We start from the raw sequence: 22658 nt of genomic DNA, 5'->3' as shown, positions 1-22658 counted from the left end.
TGATAGAAGACCGCGATGATCGCGGCGTTTGGGAACATCATATGTCATCAAACACCCATGGCGCGCCACCGCGACCAGCAGCCGGGCGTCGCCTGAAGCTGGAGTGGCTGGGCGTTCTGCCATTTGCAATTTTCATTCTGCTTTTTTTGATCATGCCAACGATGAAGATCGTCATTGGCGCATTTCAAACGCCCGATGGCAGTTTTACGTTTGAAAACATTGCTGGCCTGTTCACCGAATCCATTCTTTCGGCCTACTGGATTTCCATCAAGATCAGCGTCGCATCGGCAGCACTCGGCTGTCTGATCGGCTTTGGCGTGGCGACAGCCGTCGTTCTCGGCGGTCTGCCGCAGAGAATTCGCTCGCCGCTTCTGACATTCTCCGGCGTCGCCTCGCAATTTGCAGGCGTACCGCTGGCCTTCGCCTTTATCGCCACACTCGGTCCTGTCGGCCTTGTGACCGTATTTTTGAAAACACAGCTTGGCCTCGATCTGCGCCTGCTGGGCTTCAACATCCTGTCCTTCTGGGGCCTGACCGTTACCTATCTGTTTTTCCAGATACCCCTGATGATCCTCATCATCACGCCAGCGCTGGACGGGTTGAAGCGTGAATGGCGCGAGGCGGCGGAAATTCTGGGTGCCAGCGGCTTTCAATACTGGCGCATGGTCGCCTTCCCCATTCTGCTGCCCTCCATTCTCGGCACATTCTCGCTGCTGTTCGCCAATGCCTTCGGCGCCGTTGCGACCGCGATTGCACTGACCGGCTCTTCGCTCAACATCGTGCCAATCCTGCTGTTTGCGCAAATTCGCGGGGACGTGCTGGGCAATCCCAATCTCGGTTACGCGCTGGCCTTCGGCATGATCCTGGTCACCTGCATCGCCAACATGCTGTATATCTGGATGCGCACGCGCAGCGAGAGGTGGCTGAAATGAAGCGGATTTTCGCCTGGGGCGCGCTGCTGTTCGGCCTGCTCTATTTTGCCCTGCCGCTGATCGGCATGACCAACTTTTCGCTGAAGATGCGGCGCGGCGAATATTCCTTCGACGCCTATGCCAAGGTTCTCGGCGACCCACGCTTTCAGGAAACCTTCAGCTTTTCCGTCATGATGGCGCTGGTCACCATCATCTTCGGCGTGGTGCTGGTGGTGCCGACGGCCTACTGGGTGCGGCTGAAACTGCCTGCGCTGCGCCCCGTCATCGAGTTCATCACGCTTCTGCCGCTGGTCATCCCGGCCATCGTCATCGTCTTCGGTTATATCAGGCTCTACAACACCTCCAGCTGGCTGCCGCTGACGGGGACGACGTCGGGCACCAACCTGCTCTTGATGTTCGGTTATACGACGCTTGCCCTGCCCTATATGTACCGCGCCGTGGATACCGGGTTGCGCACCATCGACATCACCACGCTGACGGAGGCCGCGCAAAGCCTCGGGGCCGGATGGACGACCATTCTCGCGCGCATCATTCTGCCGAACGTGCTGGTGGCGGTGCTATCAGGCGCGTTTCTGACCTTTGCCATCGTCATCGGTGAATTCACCATGGCAGCGCTGCTGAACCGCCCGGCCTTCGGCCCCTACATGCAATTGCTGGGTGCCAACCGTGCCTACGAGCCTGCCGCCCTCGCCGTTATTTCCTTCGGCATCACCTGGGGCTGCCTAGGCCTTATCCAACTCGTCTCGCGCTATCAAAAAGGCGCGCCTCCCAAGGCCTGAGGACTTATTTTATGAGCTTTTTGACACTGCACAACATCAGAAAATCCTTCGGTCAGGTTCAGGTCGTCCATGATTTCAACATGGCGATCGAACAGGGAGAATTCGTTTCCTTCCTCGGGCCATCGGGCTGCGGCAAGACCACCATTTTGCGCATGATCGCCGGGTTCGAGACGCCAAGCGACGGTTCCATCGTCATAAACGGCAAGGACCAGACGACGCTGAAGCCCAACCAGCGCAATATCGGCATGGTGTTTCAGGCCTATGCGCTGTTTCCCAATATGAATGTCTACGAAAACGTCGCCTTCGGCCTCAAGATCGCGGGTAAGCCCAAGGCGGAAATCGATGCGCGGGTGAAGGAAATGCTGGCGCTGATCCATCTGGATCATCTGGCCGACCGTTACCCCTACCAGATGTCCGGCGGGCAGCAGCAGCGCGTGGCGCTGGCGCGGGCACTTGCTCCGAAGCCGCAGGTTCTGCTGCTGGATGAGCCGCTCTCCGCACTCGACGCCAAAATCCGTGTCTCGTTGCGCGAGGAAATCCGTCAGATTCAGCGCAAGCTCGGCATCACCACCATTTTCGTCACGCATGATCAGGAAGAGGCGCTCTCCATTTCCGACCGAATCGTGGTGATGAATGCCGGACGCGCCGACCAGATCGGCTCGCCTTTCGAGATTTACAACAGCCCCTCCACCCGCTTCGTCGCCTCCTTTGTCGGCACACTGAACCTGATCGACGCGACTGTGGTGGACGCCTCCACCAGCACCATTCAGATCGGCGACCAGCAGGTTTCGCTGAAGAAGCCACTGAACAAAGCCAATGGCGAGAAGGTCACCGTGGCGCTGCGGCCCGAGGCCGGTTCTCTGGGTCAGGCCAATGTCGGTGACGTCGCCATATCGGGCACGGTGACCTCCAGCCACTTCCTCGGCTCGGTCATCCGCACGCGCCTGGATGTCGGCGGCGCCACGCTCTCCTTCGACATGTTCAACGATCCCGGCACCGCGCCCCCGGCCATTGGTGAGCGCATCACGCTGAAATTTGCATCAGAAGATTTGATGATTGTAGCAGACTGACGCACTGTTTCCGACTGAGAGATCGGGCTAGAAAAAGCCATCTCAGGAGAGCCATTATGCGCGCATTATTCTACGAACGCTTCGGTGAAACGCCTATCATCGCCAACCTGCCGGACCCGGAACCAACGCCGGGCGGCGTGGTGATCTCTGTGAAGGCAACCGGCCTGTGCCGCAGCGATTGGCACGGCTGGATGGGCCATGACAGCGACATCCGCCTGCCGCATGTGCCGGGCCACGAATTCGCGGGCGTGATTTCCGCCATCGGTAAAAACGTCATGCGCTTCAAGGTGGGCGACCGGGTGACGGTGCCGTTCGTGTCGGGCTGCGGCCATTGCCAGGAATGCCGCTCCGGCAACCAACAGGTTTGCGAAACACAGTTCCAGCCGGGCTTTACCCATTGGGGCTCCTACGCCGAATATGTCGCCATCGACTACGCCGACCAGAACCTCGTGCATATGCCCAATGAGATGGGCTTCGACACCGCCGCCAGCCTCGGCTGCCGCTTCGCGACCTCCTTCCGCGCCGTGGTCGACCAGGGACGGCTGAAGAGCGGCGAATGGCTGGCCGTGCATGGTTGCGGTGGCGTGGGCCTTTCCGCCATCATGATCGGCGCGGGCTTGGGCGCGCAGGTCGTCGCCATCGACATCGCCGAGGACAAGCTGGCACTCGCGAAAGAGCTGGGTGCGACCGCCACGATCAACAGCCGCGATGTCGCCGATGTCAGCGAAGCCGTGCGCGACCTCACGGGCGGCGGCGCGCATGTCTCCGTCGATGCTCTCGGCCACCCGCAGACCTGCTGCAACTCCATCACCAACCTGCGCCGTCGCGGCCGCCATGTCCAGGTGGGCCTGATGTTGGCGGACCACTCGATGCCGCAGATACCGATGGCGCGGGTGATTGCACACGAGCTGGAAATCTACGGTAGCCATGGCATGCAGGCCTGGCGTTATGACGATATGCTGGCGATGATCAGGACGGGCAAGTTGTCGCCGGAGAAGTTGATCGGGCGGCATATTACATTGTCGGATGCGGTGAAGGCGCTGCCTGCAATGGATACGTTCAGGGATAGCGGGATTAGTATTATTGATCGGTTTGAGTAGGTGATTGAGCGGCACTGGGTGTGGCTAGCCCCCCTCTACCCTGCCGGGCATCTCCCCCACAGGTGGGGAGATTGACTCGGGGTTTAGCTTCCCGGCCATCTTGTACATTGCGATGGCAGAAGAAACTGTTTCGCGATTTGGGCAGAGATAAAAGCGAGGAAAGCGCCTCTTGCCAATCTCCCCACCTGTGGGGGAGATGTCCGGCAGGACAGAGGGGGGCTAGCCACGCGCGCTGCCATAGCCGAAGAATTCGGTTACACGTCTAAGGTCCCGCCTCAACCGTAAATCCCATTGATTCAAGCCACCGCAATCGCCGCCAAAATCGTCATCAGCGCCGAGATACGATTGATCTTGCTCGCAGTATACGACGCAACCCCATCCCTGCCCCAGAAAATCCACGCGCCAAGATACAGCACCGTGTGGGCAACGAAGAAGAAAACGAGCGGGCCGATGAACAGTGCGCCGATGCCAACGCCCCACTGACCATCGCTTGCAGCGCCGGTGATGAAACCGGCGCTTAGGATCGTCAGTGTGACAAAAACCAGGATGAGAGATGAAAGCTGCTGCACATTAATCTCCACGTGAGGACGCCGATCACAGTCGCAACCAATAGGTACATTCAAATAATCTAATATAACGTAAATACTTTGTCGACAATGCGGTGCTCTGAGGAATCTTAAGTGCAGAACAAAAAAGCGCGGATGTCTCCGCGCTTTTTATCTTTTCAAATCAATGCTTAAGGGCCGATTTTAGAATCAAACCTGCAACCACCTGAATCGAAGTATCAGGCCGTGGTCTCTATGTATTTGTCTGCTTCGCCTATCGTCTGTTCATGGGACAATCGCGGTCTGCCGTGACGACGCATTCTCGTTCATCGGTTATCCCACCTCGCCAGTCTCGATAGGTCGCGCAGAGTTGATCGATGGGATCAACGCCATCAGGAGAACTATAGGACGTGGCATTCAACCCTTTGGCAACGATTTCGTTGACGACCGCACGGTCAGACCAGCAGATACGATTGCCAAGATAGGCGCGTTCAAGGCTTTGGGAACGAAGGAGTGGTGTAAGGTCGATCTTTCGATGCCCCTCCAGATTGACATATTTCAGATTGGGAAGCGCCGCCAGAACAGATATATCGGTGTAATCGGAGGCGCTTAGGGTGAGAGTTTCAATATCGCGCAACTGTTCGAGCACCGATAAGTCGGAAATTGCAGTATTTAAAAGAGTGAGAGACTTCAGGCGGGTATTCACCGACAGCGGCGTCAGGTCCTTAATTGTTGAATGGACGATATTGAGGTGCTCGAGCGAGACAAGACCGGCAATTGGCGCGAGGCTGGCGAGCCCATTTGGCTGAAGCGAAAGCTGCCGCAGCCGCTTCGCGCCTGAAAGCGCCGAGAGGTCGCGTGCGCCGTAGAGCCGAACGTTGGAAAGGCCCTTGATGTTGGCGAGATTTTCGATATTGCCCGTTTGCTAGGAGTCGTGGTCAATCTCGATCTCAGCTTCCATCGTTCGAAGCGGCGCCAGATTATCTTTCTCGCTGGCACTCAGCGACAGGGATTTCAGCTGCGAGAGACCCGCGACCGCCGAGAGATCCGCTCCCCTGACCTCTCCAAGCTCCAACCGCTTGATGCCCGTTAGCTGTCCGATACTGCCGGTATCATGGATGAGAGCAACCGAGATACGGAGTTCCTGCAGGTCCTTTGCCGCGATCAAAGGCGCCAGACTATCGATCTCGGTATGACCGAGATCGAGATATTGCAGGCCAGGTGAACGCGCGACGTCCGCAAGCAAACCCTTCGACACTTTCGGAGCAGACGGCACCTCGAGTGGAGAGTTTGGGTCTACTAGGTTGAGCGACAGGCAGTGTGTCTTGTCGGTGCTCGAAGGACAGTCGGCGTGCGGATGAGAAGCATATCGCTCCAGAGCCGCCTTGTGCTCCGGTACAACATCCGGCACCAGATAGTAATAGGCACTGCTGCCCACCAAGACGCTTGCCAGTATTCCAATCGCAAAAATGAGCATTCGTCTCGAAAAATACACCAAGTGAAACTCCGTGTAACGCCCTTACCTTACAAGCAAGGAAAGGCGTCATGGCACTTACAGTCACGCCGCCGTCTCAACCTCTTTTTCAACTTCGGTCGGCACGTAGTTCAGCACCGGTCCCAGCCAACGCTCGATTTCCTTTACGGCCATACCCTTGCGCTTGGCGTAATCCTCGACCTGATCGCGCTCCACCTTGGCGACGCCGAAATAGTAGCTTTCGGGGTGGCCGATATAGAGGCCGGAGACGGAGGAGCCGGGCCACATGGCGTAGCTTTCGGTCAGCACTACACCCGTTTCTTCCGTCGCATCCAGCAGGCGGAATAGGGTTTCCTTTTCGGTGTGGTCGGGCTGAGCCGGATAGCCGGGGGCTGGGCGGATGCCCGCATAGGCCTCACCGATCAGATCGTCAGGGCCGAAACTCTCGGTCGCGGCATAACCCCAATATTCCTTGCGCACGCGCTCATGCATGCGCTCGGCAAAGGCTTCGGCGAAACGGTCGGCCAGCGCCTTGACGAGGATGGAGGAGTAATCGTCATTGGCCCGCTCGAAGCGTTCGGCAATCGCCACTTCCTCGATACCCGCCGTGACGACGAAGCCGCCGACATAATCGGTGACGCCTGTGTCCTGCGGCATGACGAAATCCGACAAAGCCACATTGGGGCGGCCATCGCGCTTGGACAGTTGCTGACGAAGCGTGAAGAAGGTCGCGAGGTCTTCCTTGCGGCTTTCATCCGTAAACAGGCGGATGTCGTCGCCCACCGCATTGGCGGGCCAGAAGCCGATGACGGCGCGCGGGCGGAACCACTTCTCATCGATGATCTTCTTCAGCATCGCCTGTGCATCGGCAAAAAGCTGACGCGCTGCCTCGCCCTGCTTCTCGTCTTCGAGAATGGCGGGGTAGCGGCCCTTCATTTCCCAGGTCTGGAAGAACGGCGTCCAGTCGATGTATTTGGCAAGCTCTTCAAGATCATAGGTCTCGAATGTCTTGGTACCGAGGAATTGCGGCTTGACCGGCTGATAGGCCGTCCAATCCACCTTGTGGGCATTCGCGCGCGCACGGGCCAAAGGCAGGCGAAGTTTTTCGCGTTCATTGCGAGCATGGGCGTCTGCCACCTTGGCATATTCTGCCCTGATGCCATCGATATAGGCTGGCTTCTGATCCTCTGACAGCAGGGCAGAGACGACACCGACGGCACGCGAGGCATCGGTAACGTAGATCGCCTGACCCTTTTCATAGCGTGGGTGGATTTTGACTGCCGTGTGAACGCGGCTGGTCGTGGCACCACCGATGAGCAGCGGAATGTTGAAGCCCTGGCGCTCCATCTCGGCGGCGACATGCACCATTTCATCCAGCGATGGCGTGATGAGGCCGGACAGGCCGATGACATCGACCTCTTCGGCAATCGCCGTTTCCAGAATCTTGGTCGCGGGCACCATGACGCCGAGATCGATGATCTCGTAATTGTTGCAGGCGAGAACGACGCCGACGATGTTCTTGCCGATATCGTGCACGTCGCCCTTGACGGTTGCCATCAGCACCTTGCCGGCGGCCTTGCGCTGATCGCCGCCATTGAGGCGCTTTTCCTCTTCCATGTAAGGGAGCAGAACGGCTACGGCCTGCTTCATGACGCGGGCGGATTTGACCACCTGCGGCAGGAACATCTTGCCCGAACCGAACAGATCGCCCACCACATTCATGCCCGCCATCAGCGGACCCTCGATGACATGCAGCGGACGGGCCGCCTGCTGGCGCGCCTCTTCCGTATCGGCATCGATGTATTCCGTGATGCCGTTGACCAGCGCATGTTCCAGACGCTTTTCCACCGGCCATTCCCGCCATGCGAGATCCTGCACCCGTGCCTCACGGCCCGGACCACCGCGGAATTTTTCCGCCACTTCCAGCAGTCGCTCGGTGCCATCGGCACGGCGGTTCAGCACCACGTCTTCGCAGGCTTCGCGCAGTTCCGGGTCGATGCTTTCATAGACGGCGAGCTGCCCGGCATTGACGATGCCCATATCCATGCCAACCTGAATGGCGTGATACAGGAACACGGCGTGCATGGCCTCACGCACCGGCTCATTGCCGCGGAAGGAGAAGGACAGGTTAGAAACACCGCCGGAAATATGCACCAGCGGCATGGTTTCGCGGATGGTGCGGGTGGCGTTGATGAAATCGACGCCGTAATTGTTGTGTTCCTCGATGCCCGTTGCGACAGCAAAGACGTTGGGGTCGAAGATGATGTCTTCTGGCAGAATACCCGCTTCTTCGGTCAAGAGCTTATAGGCGCGGGTGCAAATCTCCACCTTGCGCTCGTAGGTATCGGCCTGGCCCACCTCGTCGAACGCCATGACGACGACGGCGGCACCGTAATGGCGCACCAGACGCGCCTGTTCCAGAAACTTCTCCTCGCCTTCCTTCAGCGAGATGGAGTTGACGATGGACTTGCCCTGAACGCATTTCAGGCCAGCCTCGATGATCTCCCACTTGGACGAGTCGATCATGACAGGCACGCGGGCGATATCCGGCTCGGCAGCGATGAGGTTGAGGAACTCGACCATGGCCTTCTGGCTGTCGATCAGGCCTTCATCCATGTTGATGTCGATGATCTGCGCGCCGTTTTCCACCTGGTCGCGGGCAACAGCAAGCGCTGCCGTATAATCGCCAGCGGTGATGAGCTTGCGGAACTTGGCCGAACCGGTGACGTTGGTGCGCTCGCCGACGTTGACAAAGGGAATGTCCTTGGTCAGCACGAAGGGCTCAAGGCCCGACAGCGACATGAAGGACCGGTGTTCCGCCACCTTGCGCGGCGCATAACCGGCAACGGCATCGGCAATGGCGCGGATGTGCTCGGGCGTTGAGCCACAGCAACCGCCGACCACATTGACGAGACCTTCGCGGGCGAATTCCGCGACTTGCGCGGCCATCATCTCGGGCGTTTCGTCGTATTGACCAAACTCGTTCGGCAGACCGGCGTTCGGGTAGGCGCAGATGAAGGTATCGGCAACCTCAGACAGTTCCTGCAAATGCGGACGCATGGCGCTGGCACCCAGCGCGCAGTTCAGGCCGACGGTGAAGGGGTTGGCGTGGCGCACGGAATTCCAAAAGGCAGTCGGCGTCTGGCCAGACAAGGTGCGGCCCGAGAGATCGGTAATCGTGCCCGAAATCATCACGGGCAGATGAATGCCCTTGGCGGCGAAGCGTTCTTCGCAGGCAAAGATCGCAGCCTTGGCGTTCAGCGTATCGAAAATGGTTTCGATGAGAATGAGATCGGCACCGCCATCGATCAGACCGTCGATCTGCTCGCCATAGGCAACGCGCAGGTCATCGAAGCTGACGGCACGGTAACCGGGGTTGTTCACGTCTGGCGAAATCGAAGCCGTGCGGTTGGTGGGGCCAATAGCACCGGCCACGAAACGGCGGCGGCCATCTTCCCGCTCCGCGCGCTGGGCGGCGCGGCGCACGATGAAGGCGCCTTCGCGGTTGAGATCGTAGACAGCACCTTCCATCTCGTAATCCGCCTGCGCGATGCGCGTGGAGGAAAACGTGTTGGTTTCGAGAATATCCGCGCCCGCCATGGCATAGCGATAATGGATTTCCTCGATTGCATCCGGTTGGGTCAGAATGAGAAGGTCGTTGTTGCCCTGCTGATGACAGGCGCAGCCAATGAAGCGATCTCCCCGGAAATGGTCTTCATCGAAGCCCAACCCCTGGATCTGCGTGCCCATGGCGCCATCGAGAACAAGGATGCGCTCCTGGGCCGCCTGACGCAGCGCCTTCAGGATTTCCGCGCCGTCTCTTTTGCCCCCTACAGGGCCAAACAGATCATCCAACATCGGCACACTCCTCATTCTCTTGCTGATTTGCAATTTCTCAGTCACATAAAGATATCTTTATGTCAATATATCGTTGATTTCCAGCATTGGTATCGCGTTCTATCTCAAGGCTACGAAATTTCCGTTATGGATGACACCGTTACGTCCCAAAGATATAGAGAATCGCATGAAGCCTATCATACGGAGGAAAGCATGACCGAGGCCGACCACACCAAAGCAAACTGGAGCTCCCTGCCCTGGCACCGGCAATGGCTGGTAAAGCAGGCTGAAGGTCTGTTCGACTTCTTCCAGTATCGCGCCATCAACCCCAAGGGCGGCTTCTTCGATCTCGACCGTCAGGGCATGCCACTTCAGCCGGACAATCCGGTGCGCGGCATTCATATGTCGGCGCGCATGGTGCATTGCTTCTCCATCGGCCATCTTCTGGGCCGCCCCGGCTGCGGCGATATCATCGACCACGGCATGACCTATCTGTGGAACCACCACCGCGACACCGAGCATGGCGGATATTTCTGGCAGGTGGACGAGAACGGCCCTGTCGATGCCACCAAGCAGGGTTATGGTCACGCCTTCGTGCTGCTGGCCGCCTCCTCCGCAAAGGCCGTTGGGCATCCGCTGGCCGACCAGATGCTGGCCGACATTACCGAGGTCCTCGAAACGAAGTTCTGGGAAGAGAAATACGGCGCGATCAAAGAGGAATTCAATCGCGACTGGTCTCCCATCGAAAATTATCGTGGCCAGAACTCCAACATGCACCTGACAGAAGCGCTGATGGCGGCTTTCGAGGTGACCGGCGACAAGACCTATCTGACGAAAGCCGAGCGCATCGCCGACCTCATCATCCGCCGTGCCGCAGGTGCGCTGGACTTCCGCGTGCCGGAGCATTTCGACGACAACTGGGTGCTGGACAAGGATTATCGCGGCAACGAAATGTTCCGCCCCTCCGGCTCCACCCCCGGCCACTGGCTGGAATGGGCACGCCTCATCCTCCAGCTCTGGGTGCTGGGAGACCGCAAGCACGAATGGATGCCGATGGCGGCAAAATCGCTATTCGTCCAGTGCATGGCGCTGGGCTGGGACCGGGAAAAGGGCGGCTTCTTCTATACGCTGGACTGGGACAACACGCCCGCCAAGACGGAAAAGCTGTGGTGGCCGATGTGCGAGGCCGCCGGTGCCGCCCACTTCCTGAACGAGCACCTGCCAGCCGACGAATTCTACGAAGACAGCTATCGCCGCGTCTGGAGCACCATCGCCAACAGCTTCCTCGACCACCAGAACGGTGGCTGGCACGAGGAACTGACGCACAATCTCACCCCGGCCAACACCATCTTCCCCGGCAAGGGCGACATCTACCACGCGCTGCAGGCCTGCCTTATCCCGTTGTTTCCGGCGGATGGCAGTTTGACGAAGGTGATTTTGGAAAAGGGCGGGCGGTTTTAGCGAGTGCTGAAGATTCGCATGAGAGACCACTCCCCTCTCTGCCGTCACCCTCGGGCTTGTCCCGAGGGTCTAACGAACCCCAAAATCCAACGTGGGTGAATCCTCGGGACAAGCCCGAGGATAACGAAAGTGGATGCGTTTTAGAACCCGATCGTTTCCTCGAAATCATCCCAGGACTGGTACATCTCGTAGCGCCCGACGCCTTTGATCGGCACGTGGCCGTAATAGGGCGACAGCTGAAACTCGGCGGCCCGTTCGCTCTTCTTGGCGACCGCACCGACATAGATCGCTGAGGCGAGACCGGTGCGGTTGGCGCCGTGTTCGCAGTGAATGAGGATGGGTTTCGGCGCGTCCTTCATCATCCGCACCAATTCTTCGGCCCGGTCTTGCGGCAATTCCCTAGCGGAACTCATGGGAAAATCGATCATCGCCACGCCGTTGGCGTCAGCGGCGGATTTCTCCTGCCCATACCAGCCTTTCGGGTTTTCATCGCGCAGGTTGATGATGGTCTTAATGCCGAACTGACGTGCATAGGCCTCGACATCGCTGCCACTCGGCTGGGCAGAGCGGTAGAGTTCACCCGGCAGAACCTCGTGGAAATTGCCGGTGAGCTGGTTGATGCCCATGTGGGCAGCAACAGACGCCGGAAGGGCGATGAGGCAGACGATGCCGATTTTCAAAACGCGTGACACAGAAACCAACGGAAGACCTTCTGGAAAATTTCAAGAATTGAGGCCCAGATGGCATCGCTTGGTGTCGCATACAATATGCTATAAGTAGTATCGCAGCCCGAAGGCCAGATATGGTCGGTCCTTGAACACCGGCAGACGCCTTGTAGGCTGGTTTCTATTAGCGGATTTTTTCTATCCTGCATGTCGGCTTCAAAAAATTGTGAACCTCGGGTCGATAGGGCCGTCAAGAGATAAACCGGCGCTACTCGAACTCCGCCGAATTCACCGTCACCCGCCATTCAAGATTTCTGGCCTCTACATTTTCGTTGTTGCGAAGCCGGAACGGACGGCACGCCGCATAGGTCTCGTGCGGTTCCAGACGACGCTCGCTGACCTGATAGGGATCGAACGAAACCGAGGCACGAAACGCGGCTTCGAACCCTTCCAGCGTATAGGTCAGTCGGCGCACGGCAACGGAGTTGGTGTTCTGGAAGCTGACGCGGATCGGCGCATTGGCTTCCGTGCAGGAGGGATCGAAGGACGCAGTGGCGACAATCGCATTCAACCGCTCGCCGGAGCGCCACCAGTCGAACATCACCCACGCCACCGTCGATGCCCAGACGACGGCAAGACCGATCACCACGGGCTTGAGATGTCTCGGGAAGGCCATCAGAAAAAGCAGCAGAGCTGCCGTTAGAACAATGCCGACGATCATGTGCGTGGGATGCCTGTTATCGCCGTGGCCGGTTGTCTCGTCATGGTGCCTCCCTGATCAATATGCCTGTGCACTCACCGATGTGGCGACCTGCACGGCGTGTCAAGCTACACGCAGTGCCTGCAAAGCACCAAAGGTGGATACACCGGTCAACGCTCCGCAGCCAACACCTTTGCGTGATTGCTCAACTCGATGGGGTGGACGGTCTGCGGATGGCATCGACGAGGGCGGAGACAACAGCGACAAGGACGAGCAGCGTCGTACCGTTAAGAGGAAGCGGCAAAAGCATTTGCCCTATCGCAACCTCCCCTCCCAGCAACAGGGCGATCTGCGTTGCTGCGACCAGAAGCGCAACAGACAAAGGAAACGTGACTCCCGCACTTGAGAAAAAGCGCCGATATCCAATGGCAAAAATGAGGATGAGAACCGGCACGATTCCGAACATGTAAATGTTCATCGAAAATGAATGCGAGACGAAGTAGGGCGCGAGATAAGCAATCGGGGTCAGAATATATCCACCGGCGATGGCGGCCAGCAGAGGCGGCCAGATGACGACATTCAACAAAGGTACATTGTGTTTCGCACGCGTAACGCTTTCCTGCTGTTTGCCGATGTTCATGACAGCGCGAGTGGCGAACAAGCTCAGTGCTGCACCGATGACGATCAAAAGCAACACCAGCATCAATTGCTTGCCGTCAACCGCGCCTGTGCGTAAAAATTCAAATGAATTGGACAGTTGCGCAGGCAAGCCAATGAGCGCGGGCAAAAGCCAGACAATCCAGAACCCGGCGACAAGGCTCGGCAAGGCAACCTGTCTCGATAGAAACAGCAGGACCGCAACGCCACCCACCAGCGATGCGACGATGGCAACATGGGTAAAGGTGCTGTCATCGGCCAGAAAACCCATCGCTGAAAATGATCGCGCGATGCCATCGGCCTGCGACAAGGCTACCAACAACGCGATAACGTTTTCAACACCGACAAGAGTGGAGCTGTTGTCGAGGCGCGGGGCGACAAGGCGCACAATCTGCCCTAAAGCGAGCGCCGTCAGGACAGGCCCGGCACCCAGCGCAAGAACAGATAGTCGCGAACTGTCGCCAGCGCTTAACTGCGTTGCCATGAAAGCCGGATCTAATCCCGGCAGCATGATATTCCACCCAACAATGGCCACGAGCGAAACCAGCACGACCCGCAACGCGATGCCTAAAACACTATTGCCGCGAATATTGGGGTCATCGACCAAAGCGCTCATTAAATATTCTCCTTACGCAACCAAAGATAATAGCCTAAGTCATACGCCTGTCGCGTATGTCCGGCCGAAAATGCGAAAAGCAATTTTCCACGTATCGTGTCGTCATAACATCCCTGCGATCAATAGCGCGCGGGAATTAGAGAAGGTGCATCGGGTTGAAAAACATCCTGTTCATTTGCAGCCAGAACAAACTCCGCAGCCCAACCGCCGAACAGGTCTTCTCAACCTGGCCACACATCGAAGTCTCGTCCGCCGGCACAAACAACGACGCCGAAAACCCTCTGTCCACCGAACTGATCGAATGGGCCGACATCATCTTCGTCATGGAAAAGGCACATCGCACGAAAGTACAGGCCAGATACCGAGCTGCCCTCAAGGGCAAACGCCTGATCTGTCTGGATATTCCAGATAACTATACATTCATGGACCCGGCGCTCGTCACATTGCTGGAGGCGAAGGTGCCCAGATATCTTTGAGCGGGAATCATGCGTTGGGAGAGGAAAACAAGATAATGTGGTGGGCCCGGAGAGACTCGAACTCCCAACCAAGCGGTTATGAGCCGCCGGCTCTAACCATTGAGCTACAGGCCCTTCCGGTGGCGTTTGGCCGTTCGGAATGCGGGGTTGCAATGGTTCAACCGACGCGGATTTGGCTTTAACGTAAATTTTTGGACGCGACAAGCCGTTGTGACAATCGTCGTGTGAACTATGCCGTATTAGCTACATAATCTCCTGCGACACCCTCAACAGGGACGCTAATGAAGAGGAAACTTAATGACATCGAAACTCGCACGCTCCGTGGCGCTTTGCGCTTTTACCGCTCTGGTGGCCTTGCCACTGGTTGCATCTGCACAAGAAAGCACGAAACGTGAGCCGGTCATCAGTGTCTCGGGGGAAGGTGATGCCGCCGTTGCGCCGGATATGGCGATCTTGTCGTTCAGTGTCGTGAAGCAGGCCGAGACGGCGGCTGCGGCGTTGAGCGAGAACAGCAAGGCGATGACCGAGGTTCAGGCTGCGCTGAAGACCGCCGGTATTGCCGACAAGGATTTGCAGACGAGCAATTTCTCCGTCCAGCCCGTCTATAAGCAGTTCGAGCCAAAGGACGGGGTTTATGTTCCGCCTGAAATCACCGGCTATCAGGTCACCAACGGCCTGACGGTGCGGGTGCGTGAACTGGCCAAGCTGGGCGAGATTCTCGACAGATCCGTAAAGCTTGGAATCAATCAGGGCGGCGATATCGCCTTTACCAACGACAAGCCGGAGGCGACCGTGACAGAGGCGCGCAAGGCGGCAGTCGCCGATGCGATCTCCAAGGCGAAGACCCTGACGGAAGCGGCTGGTGTCAAGCTGGGCCGCGTGCTGGAAATCAGCGAGAACATGCAGCGGCCAATGCCCATGCCGCAGACCATGATGCGCGCCGCCGCCATGGAAAAATCGGACAGCGTGCCGATTGCCGCGGGCGAAAACACCTACAAGGTCAGCGTCAACGTGACCTTTGCGCTCGAGCAATAAACAAATTGGGGGCGCTTGAAAAAGCGCCTCCTTTGCTTTGATCACAAACGAAAATGCCCTCGCCGCGAAACCGTGGCGAGGGCATTGTTTATTGGCAATGCCTGCGGTTAGCGGCGGATGACCGGGCAGCCACGAACGTTGGCGAAGACGATACGGTCACGACCACGGCGGTCGAAGCCGGCGACGACGACGCGGCGGGGGGAAACGTCAACCACGCGTGCGCGGCGCAGGCCCATGCGGTTGGCCTTCTCTTCGGCCATCCAGGACGAGCAGCGGTCGCGGTCACGTCCGCGGTCCGGGCGACCCCAGCCATGGCCGCCGCCGTGGCGATAACCATCCTGCACGTAGATGCCGTACTGAACATCCGGTCCTGCGGCTGCGGTGGTTGCAGTCGCGGAAATACCACCCAGCGCGATGAGGGCTGCAACGCCTGCTTTTGCAAATGTGCTGATCATTGTCATACTCCGTTTCCTGACGTTCGCCGGGCTGCCAAACAGACCGGTCGAATTGCCCTGACGATAATCAGCACCATGTGAACGCTTTCAGAACCATTCGTTCAGCTTATATTCATGGGTTCAAACAGACATCACGGCGAGAGATGCAAGACGATTTCGCGGTGGTGCGGCTGGTTGCGATGTTCGAAAAGATAGATGCCCTGCCATGTGCCCAGCACCAGCTTGCCGCGTGAAACGGGAATGCTGATGGACACCTGCGTCAGCGCGGACTTGATGTGCGCGGGCATATCATCGGGGCCTTCCATGGTGTGCACTACCCACGCCATGGAGGGATCGCTGGAGGGTGGCACGAGGCGGGCGAAGAATGTCTTGAGGTCCTTTTGTACATCCGGGTCGGCATTTTCCTGAATGAGCAGCGAACAGGAGGTGTGGCGCACGAAGACGGTGAGCAGTCCCTCGGTCTGCCCGGATGATCTGACGAAGGCCTGCGCGGCATCCGTGAATTCGTAGAGCCCCTGCCCCCGTGTGGCGATTTCGATGGACGTTTGCGGCACTGTAAATTTCACTTTCAGCTATGGAACCAAAGTTCCGCTCAGTCGTTTGATGCAATCACGCTATGGTCTGTGCGGACTTTCGATGTCTAAGACGTCGAACGTGAGGGGCACACAAGGGAACCACACGAAGTATGCACGACGATACCCGGCAACAAAACTGCGAATTGCCTCTGCTGGTTCACATACAGTTATTCCATACGTTTCCTTTGGCGGAGAATGGTTTATTGAAGAACATAAACTGTAATCCTTCCGCCCAATTGCGCCATCGAAAGACTAGCATATGACGTCGACAGTTCAGCAGGTCGATCTTACCAACTGCGACAGAGAGCCCATTCACATCCCAGGATTTATTCAGCCGCATGGTTGCCTGATTGCCTGTGACAGCGCGATGCGCACGGTGCTGCGCCATTCGCTGAACTGTGCGGAAACGCTTGGTTTTTCCGGCCCGATGCTAGGCTTGCCGATCGAGCAATTTCTGGGAAATGACGTCGTTCACGACCTGAGAAACGCGCTGACGGTGACGGCAAACAGCAGTCGCCCGGCTATGTTGCCGAAGGTGAAGCTGCCCGACGGCAAGATGTTCGATGTGGCCATTCACCGCTATAAGGCTGTTTCGATCATCGAGCTGGAAGCGGCAAGCGACGAATCACAGCCACTGCACACCGCGCAATTGATGATCGACCGCATTCGCGAGGCGGATGATGTCGACAGCCTGATTTCCCGCACGACGCGGCTGGTCAAGGCGATGCTGGGCTATGACCGGGTGATGGTCTACCGCTTCGAGCAGGACGGTGCAGGCAAGGTCATCTCCGAGGCCAAGCAGCCAGCGCTGGAAAGCTTTCTGGGGCAATATTTCCCCGCCAGCGACATTCCGCAGCAGGCGCGTGCGCTGTATCTCAAGAACACCTTGCGCATCATCTCCGATTCCAACGGCGAACGCATTCCGGTGGAGCCGGTGCTGGATGTATCGGGCGAACCGCTCGACCTTTCGTTTTCGCATCTTCGCAGCGTATCGCCCATCCATTGCGAGTATCTGCGCAATATGGGCGTTTCGGCCTCCATGTCGATTTCCATCATCAATGACGGCGAATTGTGGGGGCTGATTGCCTGTCACCACTATTCGCCACGCATTCTGCCGATGCCGATGCGGATTGCCGCTGAGATGTTCGGCGAATTCTTCTCGCTGCATTTGCAGGCGCTGAAGCAGAAGAGAAAGCTGGCAACGGCGCAGGATGCCCATGCATCCCTCGACAAGTTCCTGCGTCTGGCCGCCCATCACAACAACATCGAAGAGCTGTTGGTCGAGAACCTGCCGGATTTCAGCAGGCTGTTGCCGTGCGATGGCGTCGGTGTGTGGATGGACGAAAGCTGGTCCAGCGTGGGCCACGCACCGCCTGAAGAGATGGCGCCGCAGCTTGGCCGCCTCGTTAGTTCCATTTCGGAAGGACGCGTATGGGCTACGCACTCGCTCATTCACCATATGCCGGAAGCCGAACATGTGTTCGACGACATCGCGGGCGTCCTGGCCGTGCCGCTTTCGCAGGTCAAGAACGACTATCTGCTGTTCTTCAGGCGCGAGCTGGTACAGACGCTGAACTGGGGCGGAAACCCAGACAAATCCTATGAGGTTGGCCCGCTCGGGGACCGGTTGACGCCGCGCAAAAGCTTTGCGCTTTGGAAGGAAACCGTTCACAAGCAGGCGCAGCCCTGGACGGAAGAAGACCGGCAGATTGCCGAGGCCGCCCGCGTTGCGCTCGTGGAAGTCGCGTTCCGCCACAGTGAGCTGCTGGCTGGCGAACGTGCGCAGGCCGAAGTGCGCCAGCGCATGTTGAACGAAGAACTGAACCACCGCGTCAAGAACGTGCTGGCCATCATCAAGTCGCTGGTTGGTAACCCCACGCAGGAAGGCCGCACGCTGCAGGAATATGTATCGGCGCTGAAGGGCCGCATTCAGGCACTGTCCTTTGCGCATGATCAGGTCGTGCGTGGCGAAGGTGGCGGGCTGCTGCGGGATTTGCTGGATGCCGAGCTTTCGCCGCACCGCTCTGCCGAAAGCGAAATTTACGCGCATGGCCCAAGCGTGCTGCTCGATTCGCGCGCCTTTTCGGTGATGGCGCTCGTGCTCCACGAACTGGCGACCAATGCCGCAAAATACGGCGCGCTGGCGCAGGCCGGTGGCAAGCTTAACGTTGGGTGGGAACTGAACGACATGGGCGATTGCCTGATATCGTGGAGGGAAACAGTCTCCGGCACCGTCACACCGCCGACAAGAACCGGTTTCGGCTCGGCTCTCATCAGCCGAAGCGTGCCCTATGATCTCGGTGGCAAGAGCAAGATTACCTATCACAACAACGGCGTCGAAGCGGAAATCCTGCTTCCCGCCCGTCACGTCACTGCGGGGCAGACGCCCCTCACCCAGGACACCGCCGTTGGCGGACCGGTCGACCTCACACCCTATTCCTCGGAGGAACCATTGCAGGTATTTCTTGTCGAAGATCAGATGCTGATCGCCATGGATGTCGAGTACATGCTCGAAGGCCATGGTATCACCAACATCGAAACGGCAACGTCATCCGCGATGGCGCTGGACAAGCTGAAGAGCCTGACGCCGGATGTCGCCATTCTCGACATCAACCTGGGCAATGATACCTCCATCCCGGTCGCCTACGAGCTGCTGAAACGCGGCGTGCCCTTCATGTTCGCCACCGGCTATGCCGATGGCATCATGATCCCGCCGGAGTTTGCCCACGTGCCGGTCATCCGCAAGCCTTACGACGAGGATTCGTTGATGGGCTCGATCGGGAAGCTGGTCGGCAAGCAGGTGCTGGCGTAAGCGCCGCTAATTTGCGCGCAAGTCCAATCGCCTGATCTCGTCCGAAGACAGTTTTGGACGGATTTCGTAGCGAAAGTCGGTAACGATGTATTTGTCGATATCGACCTCGCAGCGGTAATCGATGGGGAACCACTGAGGACCGATGTTGAACGCTGCTTTGGCGTCCAGCACTTTACCGGCAACGTCTCGCTTCAGAAACTGCAATCCGTCAGGCGCGCCACCTTGTGGCGCCTCCTTGATCTGCGCCACCACCTCGGCAAAGCATAGCTGCATCACCCGGTCGCGCGGCGGCAGATTACCGAATATCTGCCGCATCATCGGGCCCGGGCGCTTCGATGCCGCCAATATCTTTTTCGCAGGCTTCAGCTTTGGATCACCCTCTCCATCAGGCACGACCTTGGCAGGCTGTTCAGCAGAAGGCTTTATCTCCGGTTTTGGAGTGGGCACAACGGCAGCAACTTCCTGTTCCGGCACAGGCGCTTCTGCGGCAGGGATCTCGCCCTGATCTGCTGTTGATTCGGCAACTGGCGCTTCGGGCGTCGCCTCCGCTTCCGCGGGCTCTGTAGACGGCGGTGTGGCAGGTTGCGGCGTGTCTGCTTCCTTTACCGGTTCCGGCTTCGGTTGCTCTTGTCCTGCCGCCTCCTGCTGACCCGGTTCGTCCCGCTCGTCAAGTTGCGTCGGCTCCGGGCGCATGGCGACGGATGACATTTGTGATGGCGGCGGTGGCGGTTGCTCTTGTGGCTTTTCTTCCGCAGGTGGCGGCGGCGGAGGCGGCTCTTCCGCTTTCTTCTCCTCCGGCTTGGGCGGCTCTTCCTTGGGCGGTTCCTCTTTAGGCGGCTCCACCATTTCCACGCTGACGCTCTCCGGCTCGGCTGGTGCTGGCGTAGGTCCCGGCCACAGCAGATAGGTCGTTCCGATAAGAACATGCAGCATGATCGAGAGCGGGATTGTCCAGCTCCCCTGCCACCATTTGTTCTTGCCAGTCGTCACCATCAGGGCATCATGTCCTTTGATTGCTAGAGATAGCGGTTTCCGGTGCAACCGCCATCCGAAAAAAGAAAAACCCGGCCAGAAACTGACCGGGTTTGATGTCTTCCACTGGCAAAGACTTAGCTGTCCAGGAACGAGCGCAGCTTGCGCGAACGGCTCGGGTGCTTGAGCTTGCGCAGTGCCTTGGCTTCGATCTGACGAATACGTTCGCGGGTCACCGAGAACTGCTGACCGACTTCTTCCAGCGTGTGGTCCGTGTTCATGCCGATGCCGAAGCGCATGCGCAAAACGCGTTCTTCGCGTGGCGTCAGCGAGGCCAGAACGCGGGTTGTCGTTTCACGCAGGTTGGCCTGAATAGCGGCATCGATCGGCAGAAGCGCGTTCTTGTCTTCGATGAAGTCACCCAGATGCGAATCCTCTTCGTCACCCACAGGGGTTTCGAGCGAGATCGGCTCCTTGGCGATTTTCAGAACCTTGCGAACCTTTTCCAGCGGCATGGCCAGCTTTTCAGCCAGTTCTTCCGGTGTCGGTTCGCGACCGATTTCATGCAGCATCTGGCGCGATGTACGAACGATCTTGTTGATCGTTTCGATCATGTGCACCGGAATACGGATCGTACGGGCCTGGTCGGCAATCGAACGGGTGATCGCCTGACGGATCCACCATGTCGCATAGGTCGAGAACTTGTAACCGCGACGATATTCGAACTTGTCCACGGCCTTCATCAGGCCGATGTTGCCTTCCTGAATGAGATCGAGGAACTGCAAGCCACGGTTCGTGTACTTCTTTGCAATCGAGATCACCAGACGAAGGTTGGCTTCCACCATTTCCTTCTTGGCGATGCGCGCTTCGCGCTCACCCTTTTGCACCATCGAAACGATGCGACGGAATTCCGCAATCGAGATACCGGTTTCAGTCGCCAGATTCTGGATTTCCTGACGGATATCGCGGATCGTGTTGTTTTCTTCGCGTGCGAATTCCTTCCAGCCCTTGGCGGCCAGATTGGCAATCGACTTCATCCAGTTCGGGTCGAGTTCCGCACCGTGATACTGCTCGAGGAAGCTGTCGCGCTTCACACCGTAGGATTCGGCAAGACGCAGAAGCTTGCCTTCGTTCTGCATCAGACGCTTGGAGATGTCGTAGAGCTGCTCGACAAGGCTGTCGACGCGGTTCTGGTTCAGCGACAGCGACTTCACAGCCGTGATCAACTGATCCTTCAGTTCCTTGTAGCGCCGCTCCTGCCCCGTGGACAGCGTGCCGGTGCAGGCCAGACGCGCTTCGACCTGCTGATCCTGAAGCTTGCGCAGCTTCTTGTAGGTGTCGGCAATCGTATCCAGCGTTTCCATGACCTGCGGACGCAGTTCGGCTTCCATGGCTGCAAGCGAAAGGTTGGACTCGTCATCGTCCTCTTCTTCCTCTTCCAGCGGCAGGCCTTCGCCACCGACATTGGTCACGTCATCTTCACCCGATGGCGAACGCGCGCGACGGGTCTTTTCCTTTTCCTCGGCAGCCTTGCGGTCCGCCTCGATCTTTTCCGGGCTCTGGAACTGCGGCGCAGCCTTGGCTTCCGGGCCGGAATAGGTGGTTTCCAGATCGATGATTTCGCGAAGCAGCGTCGTGCCTTCGTTGAGTTCGTCGCGCCAGATGATCAGCGCCTGGAACGTCAACGGACTTTCGCAAAGACCGGAGATCATCGTCTCGCGGCCAGCCTCGATGCGCTTGGCAATCGCGATTTCGCCTTCACGCGACAGAAGCTCCACAGAGCCCATTTCGCGCAGATACATACGAACCGGATCGTCGGTACGATCCGTCGGTTCTTTCTTCTTGGCCGTTGCGAGGGCCGTGCCGGCGGAAGGCGCGAGTTCGCCACCCTCCGATTCTTCAGCCTCGGAATCGTCGCTCTCGGTTTCAGTAGACGCTTCTTCAGCGTCCTCGTCCTCAACGACGTTGATGCCCATTTCACTGAGCATCGCCATGATGTCTTCGATGCGATCAGGATCGACCTGATCCGAAGGCAGCACTTCGTTCAGTTCGTCCATGGTGACGTAGCCGCGTTTTTTCGCGGCCTTGATCATTTTCTTGACCGCGTCATCCGAAAGATCGAGAAGCGGCCCATCCGTCGCAGCATCGCGTTCGTTTTCAGCTTCTTCGTTTTCTTTGACTTTGGTTGCCATGTATCTCGTCGCTTTCCCTGACGCTAATTCGCTTCGCCGCAAGACCGTTCGCCTTAAAAAGGCATCCGGCTATGGCCGCGAATCACTGTCAAACACCTAACGGAATGATCTTTAATTGCCGATTAACCACGGCTACCACCAGCGGAATATCAAGACAGTGCATCCGGAAATGCTTTCTCACGCAATTTCGATCCGCCAAGGCCCATTCCACCTTACTTTTCCTGGAATGGTGATTCCCGCTATTTCCCGTCACGTCAAGCCTTTATGGCCAGAGCGAGGGCTAAAAACCAAAAAAGCCGTCATTG

19 protein-coding genes and 1 tRNA gene are annotated in these 22658 nt (G+C 58.0%); 8 read left to right on the top strand and 12 right to left on the bottom strand.

Annotated features, from left to right (window positions below; genetic code table 11):
• The first annotated feature begins 41 nt into the window (after positions 1–41).
• Genes QRN55_RS08290 through QRN55_RS08275 form a run of 4 tightly spaced genes read left to right on the top strand, consistent with a single transcriptional unit; the run spans position 42 to position 3881 of the window.
• Positions 42–932, top strand: coding sequence for an ABC transporter permease (locus tag QRN55_RS08290; RefSeq protein ID WP_284776350.1), 891 nt, complete (start codon positions 42–44; stop codon positions 930–932).
• Positions 929–1711: an ABC transporter permease gene (locus tag QRN55_RS08285; protein WP_065697861.1), complete on the top strand. Its 783-nt coding sequence runs from the start codon at positions 929–931 to the stop codon at positions 1709–1711. Before QRN55_RS08290 ends, QRN55_RS08285 begins: the two co-directional genes overlap by 4 nt.
• Before the next feature lie 11 nt (positions 1712–1722).
• Entirely contained in the window at positions 1723–2781 is a 1059-nt protein-coding gene (locus tag QRN55_RS08280) for an ABC transporter ATP-binding protein (RefSeq protein ID WP_284776346.1), read from the top strand.
• 56 nt (positions 2782–2837) lie between these two features.
• Positions 2838–3881: a zinc-dependent alcohol dehydrogenase family protein gene (locus tag QRN55_RS08275; protein ID WP_284776344.1), complete on the top strand. Its 1044-nt coding sequence runs from the start codon at positions 2838–2840 to the stop codon at positions 3879–3881.
• Between the two features lie 296 nt (positions 3882–4177).
• Here QRN55_RS08275 and QRN55_RS08270 read toward each other — a convergent pair whose 3' ends face one another.
• From QRN55_RS08270 to metH, 4 genes are all read right to left on the bottom strand, one after another.
• Positions 4178–4450 (bottom strand): hypothetical protein, encoded by a 273-nt coding sequence (locus QRN55_RS08270; protein WP_065697858.1) that lies wholly within the window; start codon positions 4448–4450, stop codon positions 4178–4180.
• A 250-nt stretch (positions 4451–4700) separates the two neighbouring features.
• A complete protein-coding gene (locus QRN55_RS08265) occupies positions 4701–5132 on the bottom strand; it encodes a hypothetical protein (RefSeq protein WP_284776339.1) in 432 nt (143 codons plus the stop codon).
• A 219-nt stretch (positions 5133–5351) separates the two neighbouring features.
• Positions 5352–5867, bottom strand: a complete 516-nt coding sequence (locus tag QRN55_RS08260; RefSeq protein WP_284776337.1) for a hypothetical protein — start codon at positions 5865–5867, stop codon at positions 5352–5354.
• Between the two features lie 117 nt (positions 5868–5984).
• Entirely contained in the window at positions 5985–9758 is a 3774-nt protein-coding gene (gene metH / locus QRN55_RS08255; protein WP_284776335.1) for a methionine synthase, read from the bottom strand.
• Between the two features lie 192 nt (positions 9759–9950).
• Between metH and QRN55_RS08250 the strand changes: the two genes are divergently transcribed.
• Entirely contained in the window at positions 9951–11198 is a 1248-nt protein-coding gene (locus tag QRN55_RS08250) for an AGE family epimerase/isomerase (protein WP_284776333.1), read from the top strand.
• Between the two features lie 140 nt (positions 11199–11338).
• Here the strand turns inward: QRN55_RS08250 and QRN55_RS08245 are convergent, their stop codons facing one another.
• The 3 genes from QRN55_RS08245 to QRN55_RS08235 form a co-directional block, all read right to left on the bottom strand.
• On the bottom strand, positions 11339–11899 hold the full coding sequence (locus tag QRN55_RS08245) for a dual specificity protein phosphatase family protein (protein ID WP_112499714.1): 561 nt from the start codon (positions 11897–11899) through the stop codon (positions 11339–11341).
• Between the two features lie 232 nt (positions 11900–12131).
• Positions 12132–12584 carry a hypothetical protein gene (locus tag QRN55_RS08240; RefSeq protein WP_284776332.1) on the bottom strand — a complete coding sequence of 151 codons (453 nt, stop codon included), beginning with the start codon at positions 12582–12584 and terminating at the stop codon, positions 12132–12134.
• Between the two features lie 184 nt (positions 12585–12768).
• Complete coding sequence (locus QRN55_RS08235; RefSeq protein WP_284776330.1) at positions 12769–13836, bottom strand: hypothetical protein; 1068 nt, start codon at positions 13834–13836, stop codon at positions 12769–12771.
• 155 nt (positions 13837–13991) lie between these two features.
• On the opposite strand from QRN55_RS08235, the gene QRN55_RS08230 reads away from it, so the two are divergent.
• On the top strand, positions 13992–14312 hold the full coding sequence (locus QRN55_RS08230; protein ID WP_284776329.1) for a low molecular weight protein tyrosine phosphatase family protein: 321 nt from the start codon (positions 13992–13994) through the stop codon (positions 14310–14312).
• Positions 14313–14350: 38 nt separating this feature from the next.
• Here QRN55_RS08230 and QRN55_RS08225 read toward each other — a convergent pair.
• Positions 14351–14426 (bottom strand) — tRNA-Ile (locus QRN55_RS08225).
• A gap of 183 nt (positions 14427–14609) precedes the next feature.
• Here QRN55_RS08225 and QRN55_RS08220 point away from each other — a divergent pair.
• Positions 14610–15347 carry an SIMPL domain-containing protein gene (locus QRN55_RS08220; protein ID WP_284776327.1) on the top strand — a complete coding sequence of 246 codons (738 nt, stop codon included), beginning with the start codon at positions 14610–14612 and terminating at the stop codon, positions 15345–15347.
• Between the two features lie 107 nt (positions 15348–15454).
• On the opposite strand, the gene QRN55_RS08215 is transcribed toward QRN55_RS08220, so the two are convergent.
• Positions 15455–15802, bottom strand: a complete 348-nt coding sequence (locus tag QRN55_RS08215; protein WP_284776623.1) for a hypothetical protein — start codon at positions 15800–15802, stop codon at positions 15455–15457.
• 131 nt (positions 15803–15933) lie between these two features.
• Complete coding sequence (locus QRN55_RS08210) at positions 15934–16356, bottom strand: secondary thiamine-phosphate synthase enzyme YjbQ (RefSeq protein WP_284776325.1); 423 nt, start codon at positions 16354–16356, stop codon at positions 15934–15936.
• Between the two features lie 280 nt (positions 16357–16636).
• On the opposite strand from QRN55_RS08210, the gene QRN55_RS08205 reads away from it, so the two are divergent.
• Positions 16637–19189 carry an HWE histidine kinase domain-containing protein gene (locus tag QRN55_RS08205; RefSeq protein ID WP_284776323.1) on the top strand — a complete coding sequence of 851 codons (2553 nt, stop codon included), beginning with the start codon at positions 16637–16639 and terminating at the stop codon, positions 19187–19189.
• Positions 19190–19195: 6 nt separating this feature from the next.
• On the opposite strand, the gene QRN55_RS08200 is transcribed toward QRN55_RS08205, so the two are convergent.
• Together QRN55_RS08200 and rpoD are read right to left on the bottom strand one after the other, a co-directional pair.
• Entirely contained in the window at positions 19196–20182 is a 987-nt protein-coding gene (locus tag QRN55_RS08200; RefSeq protein WP_284776321.1) for a DUF930 domain-containing protein, read from the bottom strand.
• 116 nt (positions 20183–20298) lie between these two features.
• On the bottom strand, positions 20299–22353 hold the full coding sequence (gene rpoD / locus QRN55_RS08195) for an RNA polymerase sigma factor RpoD (RefSeq protein WP_111837900.1): 2055 nt from the start codon (positions 22351–22353) through the stop codon (positions 20299–20301).
• Positions 22354–22658: the final 305 nt, after the last annotated feature.

This window comes from Agrobacterium sp. lyk4-40-TYG-31 (assembly GCF_030209855.1).
In the GTDB taxonomy this organism is placed as follows: Bacteria; Pseudomonadota; Alphaproteobacteria; order Rhizobiales; family Rhizobiaceae; genus Agrobacterium; species Agrobacterium vaccinii.
Note: the sequence above shows the minus strand (reverse complement) of the source record. Positions and strands in the feature narration are given on the sequence as shown.

Excerpts from the sequence above, each read along its gene's own strand:
- QRN55_RS08290 (WP_284776350.1), top strand. The coding sequence starts at position 42 with ATGTCATCAAACACCCATGGCGCGCCACCGCGACCAGCAGCCGGGCGT.
- QRN55_RS08285 (WP_065697861.1), top strand. The coding sequence starts at position 929 with ATGAAGCGGATTTTCGCCTGGGGCGCGCTGCTGTTCGGCCTGCTCTAT.
- QRN55_RS08280 (WP_284776346.1), top strand. The coding sequence starts at position 1,723 with ATGAGCTTTTTGACACTGCACAACATCAGAAAATCCTTCGGTCAGGTT.
- QRN55_RS08275 (WP_284776344.1), top strand. The coding sequence starts at position 2,838 with ATGCGCGCATTATTCTACGAACGCTTCGGTGAAACGCCTATCATCGCC.
- metH (WP_284776335.1), bottom strand. The coding sequence starts at position 9,758 with ATGTTGGATGATCTGTTTGGCCCTGTAGGGGGCAAAAGAGACGGCGCG.
- QRN55_RS08250 (WP_284776333.1), top strand. The coding sequence starts at position 9,951 with ATGACCGAGGCCGACCACACCAAAGCAAACTGGAGCTCCCTGCCCTGG.
- QRN55_RS08240 (WP_284776332.1), bottom strand. The coding sequence starts at position 12,584 with ATGATCGTCGGCATTGTTCTAACGGCAGCTCTGCTGCTTTTTCTGATG.
- QRN55_RS08235 (WP_284776330.1), bottom strand. The coding sequence starts at position 13,836 with ATGAGCGCTTTGGTCGATGACCCCAATATTCGCGGCAATAGTGTTTTA.
- QRN55_RS08220 (WP_284776327.1), top strand. The coding sequence starts at position 14,610 with ATGACATCGAAACTCGCACGCTCCGTGGCGCTTTGCGCTTTTACCGCT.
- QRN55_RS08215 (WP_284776623.1), bottom strand. The coding sequence starts at position 15,802 with ATGATCAGCACATTTGCAAAAGCAGGCGTTGCAGCCCTCATCGCGCTG.
- QRN55_RS08205 (WP_284776323.1), top strand. The coding sequence starts at position 16,637 with ATGACGTCGACAGTTCAGCAGGTCGATCTTACCAACTGCGACAGAGAG.
- QRN55_RS08200 (WP_284776321.1), bottom strand. The coding sequence starts at position 20,182 with ATGGTGACGACTGGCAAGAACAAATGGTGGCAGGGGAGCTGGACAATC.
- rpoD (WP_111837900.1), bottom strand. The coding sequence starts at position 22,353 with ATGGCAACCAAAGTCAAAGAAAACGAAGAAGCTGAAAACGAACGCGAT.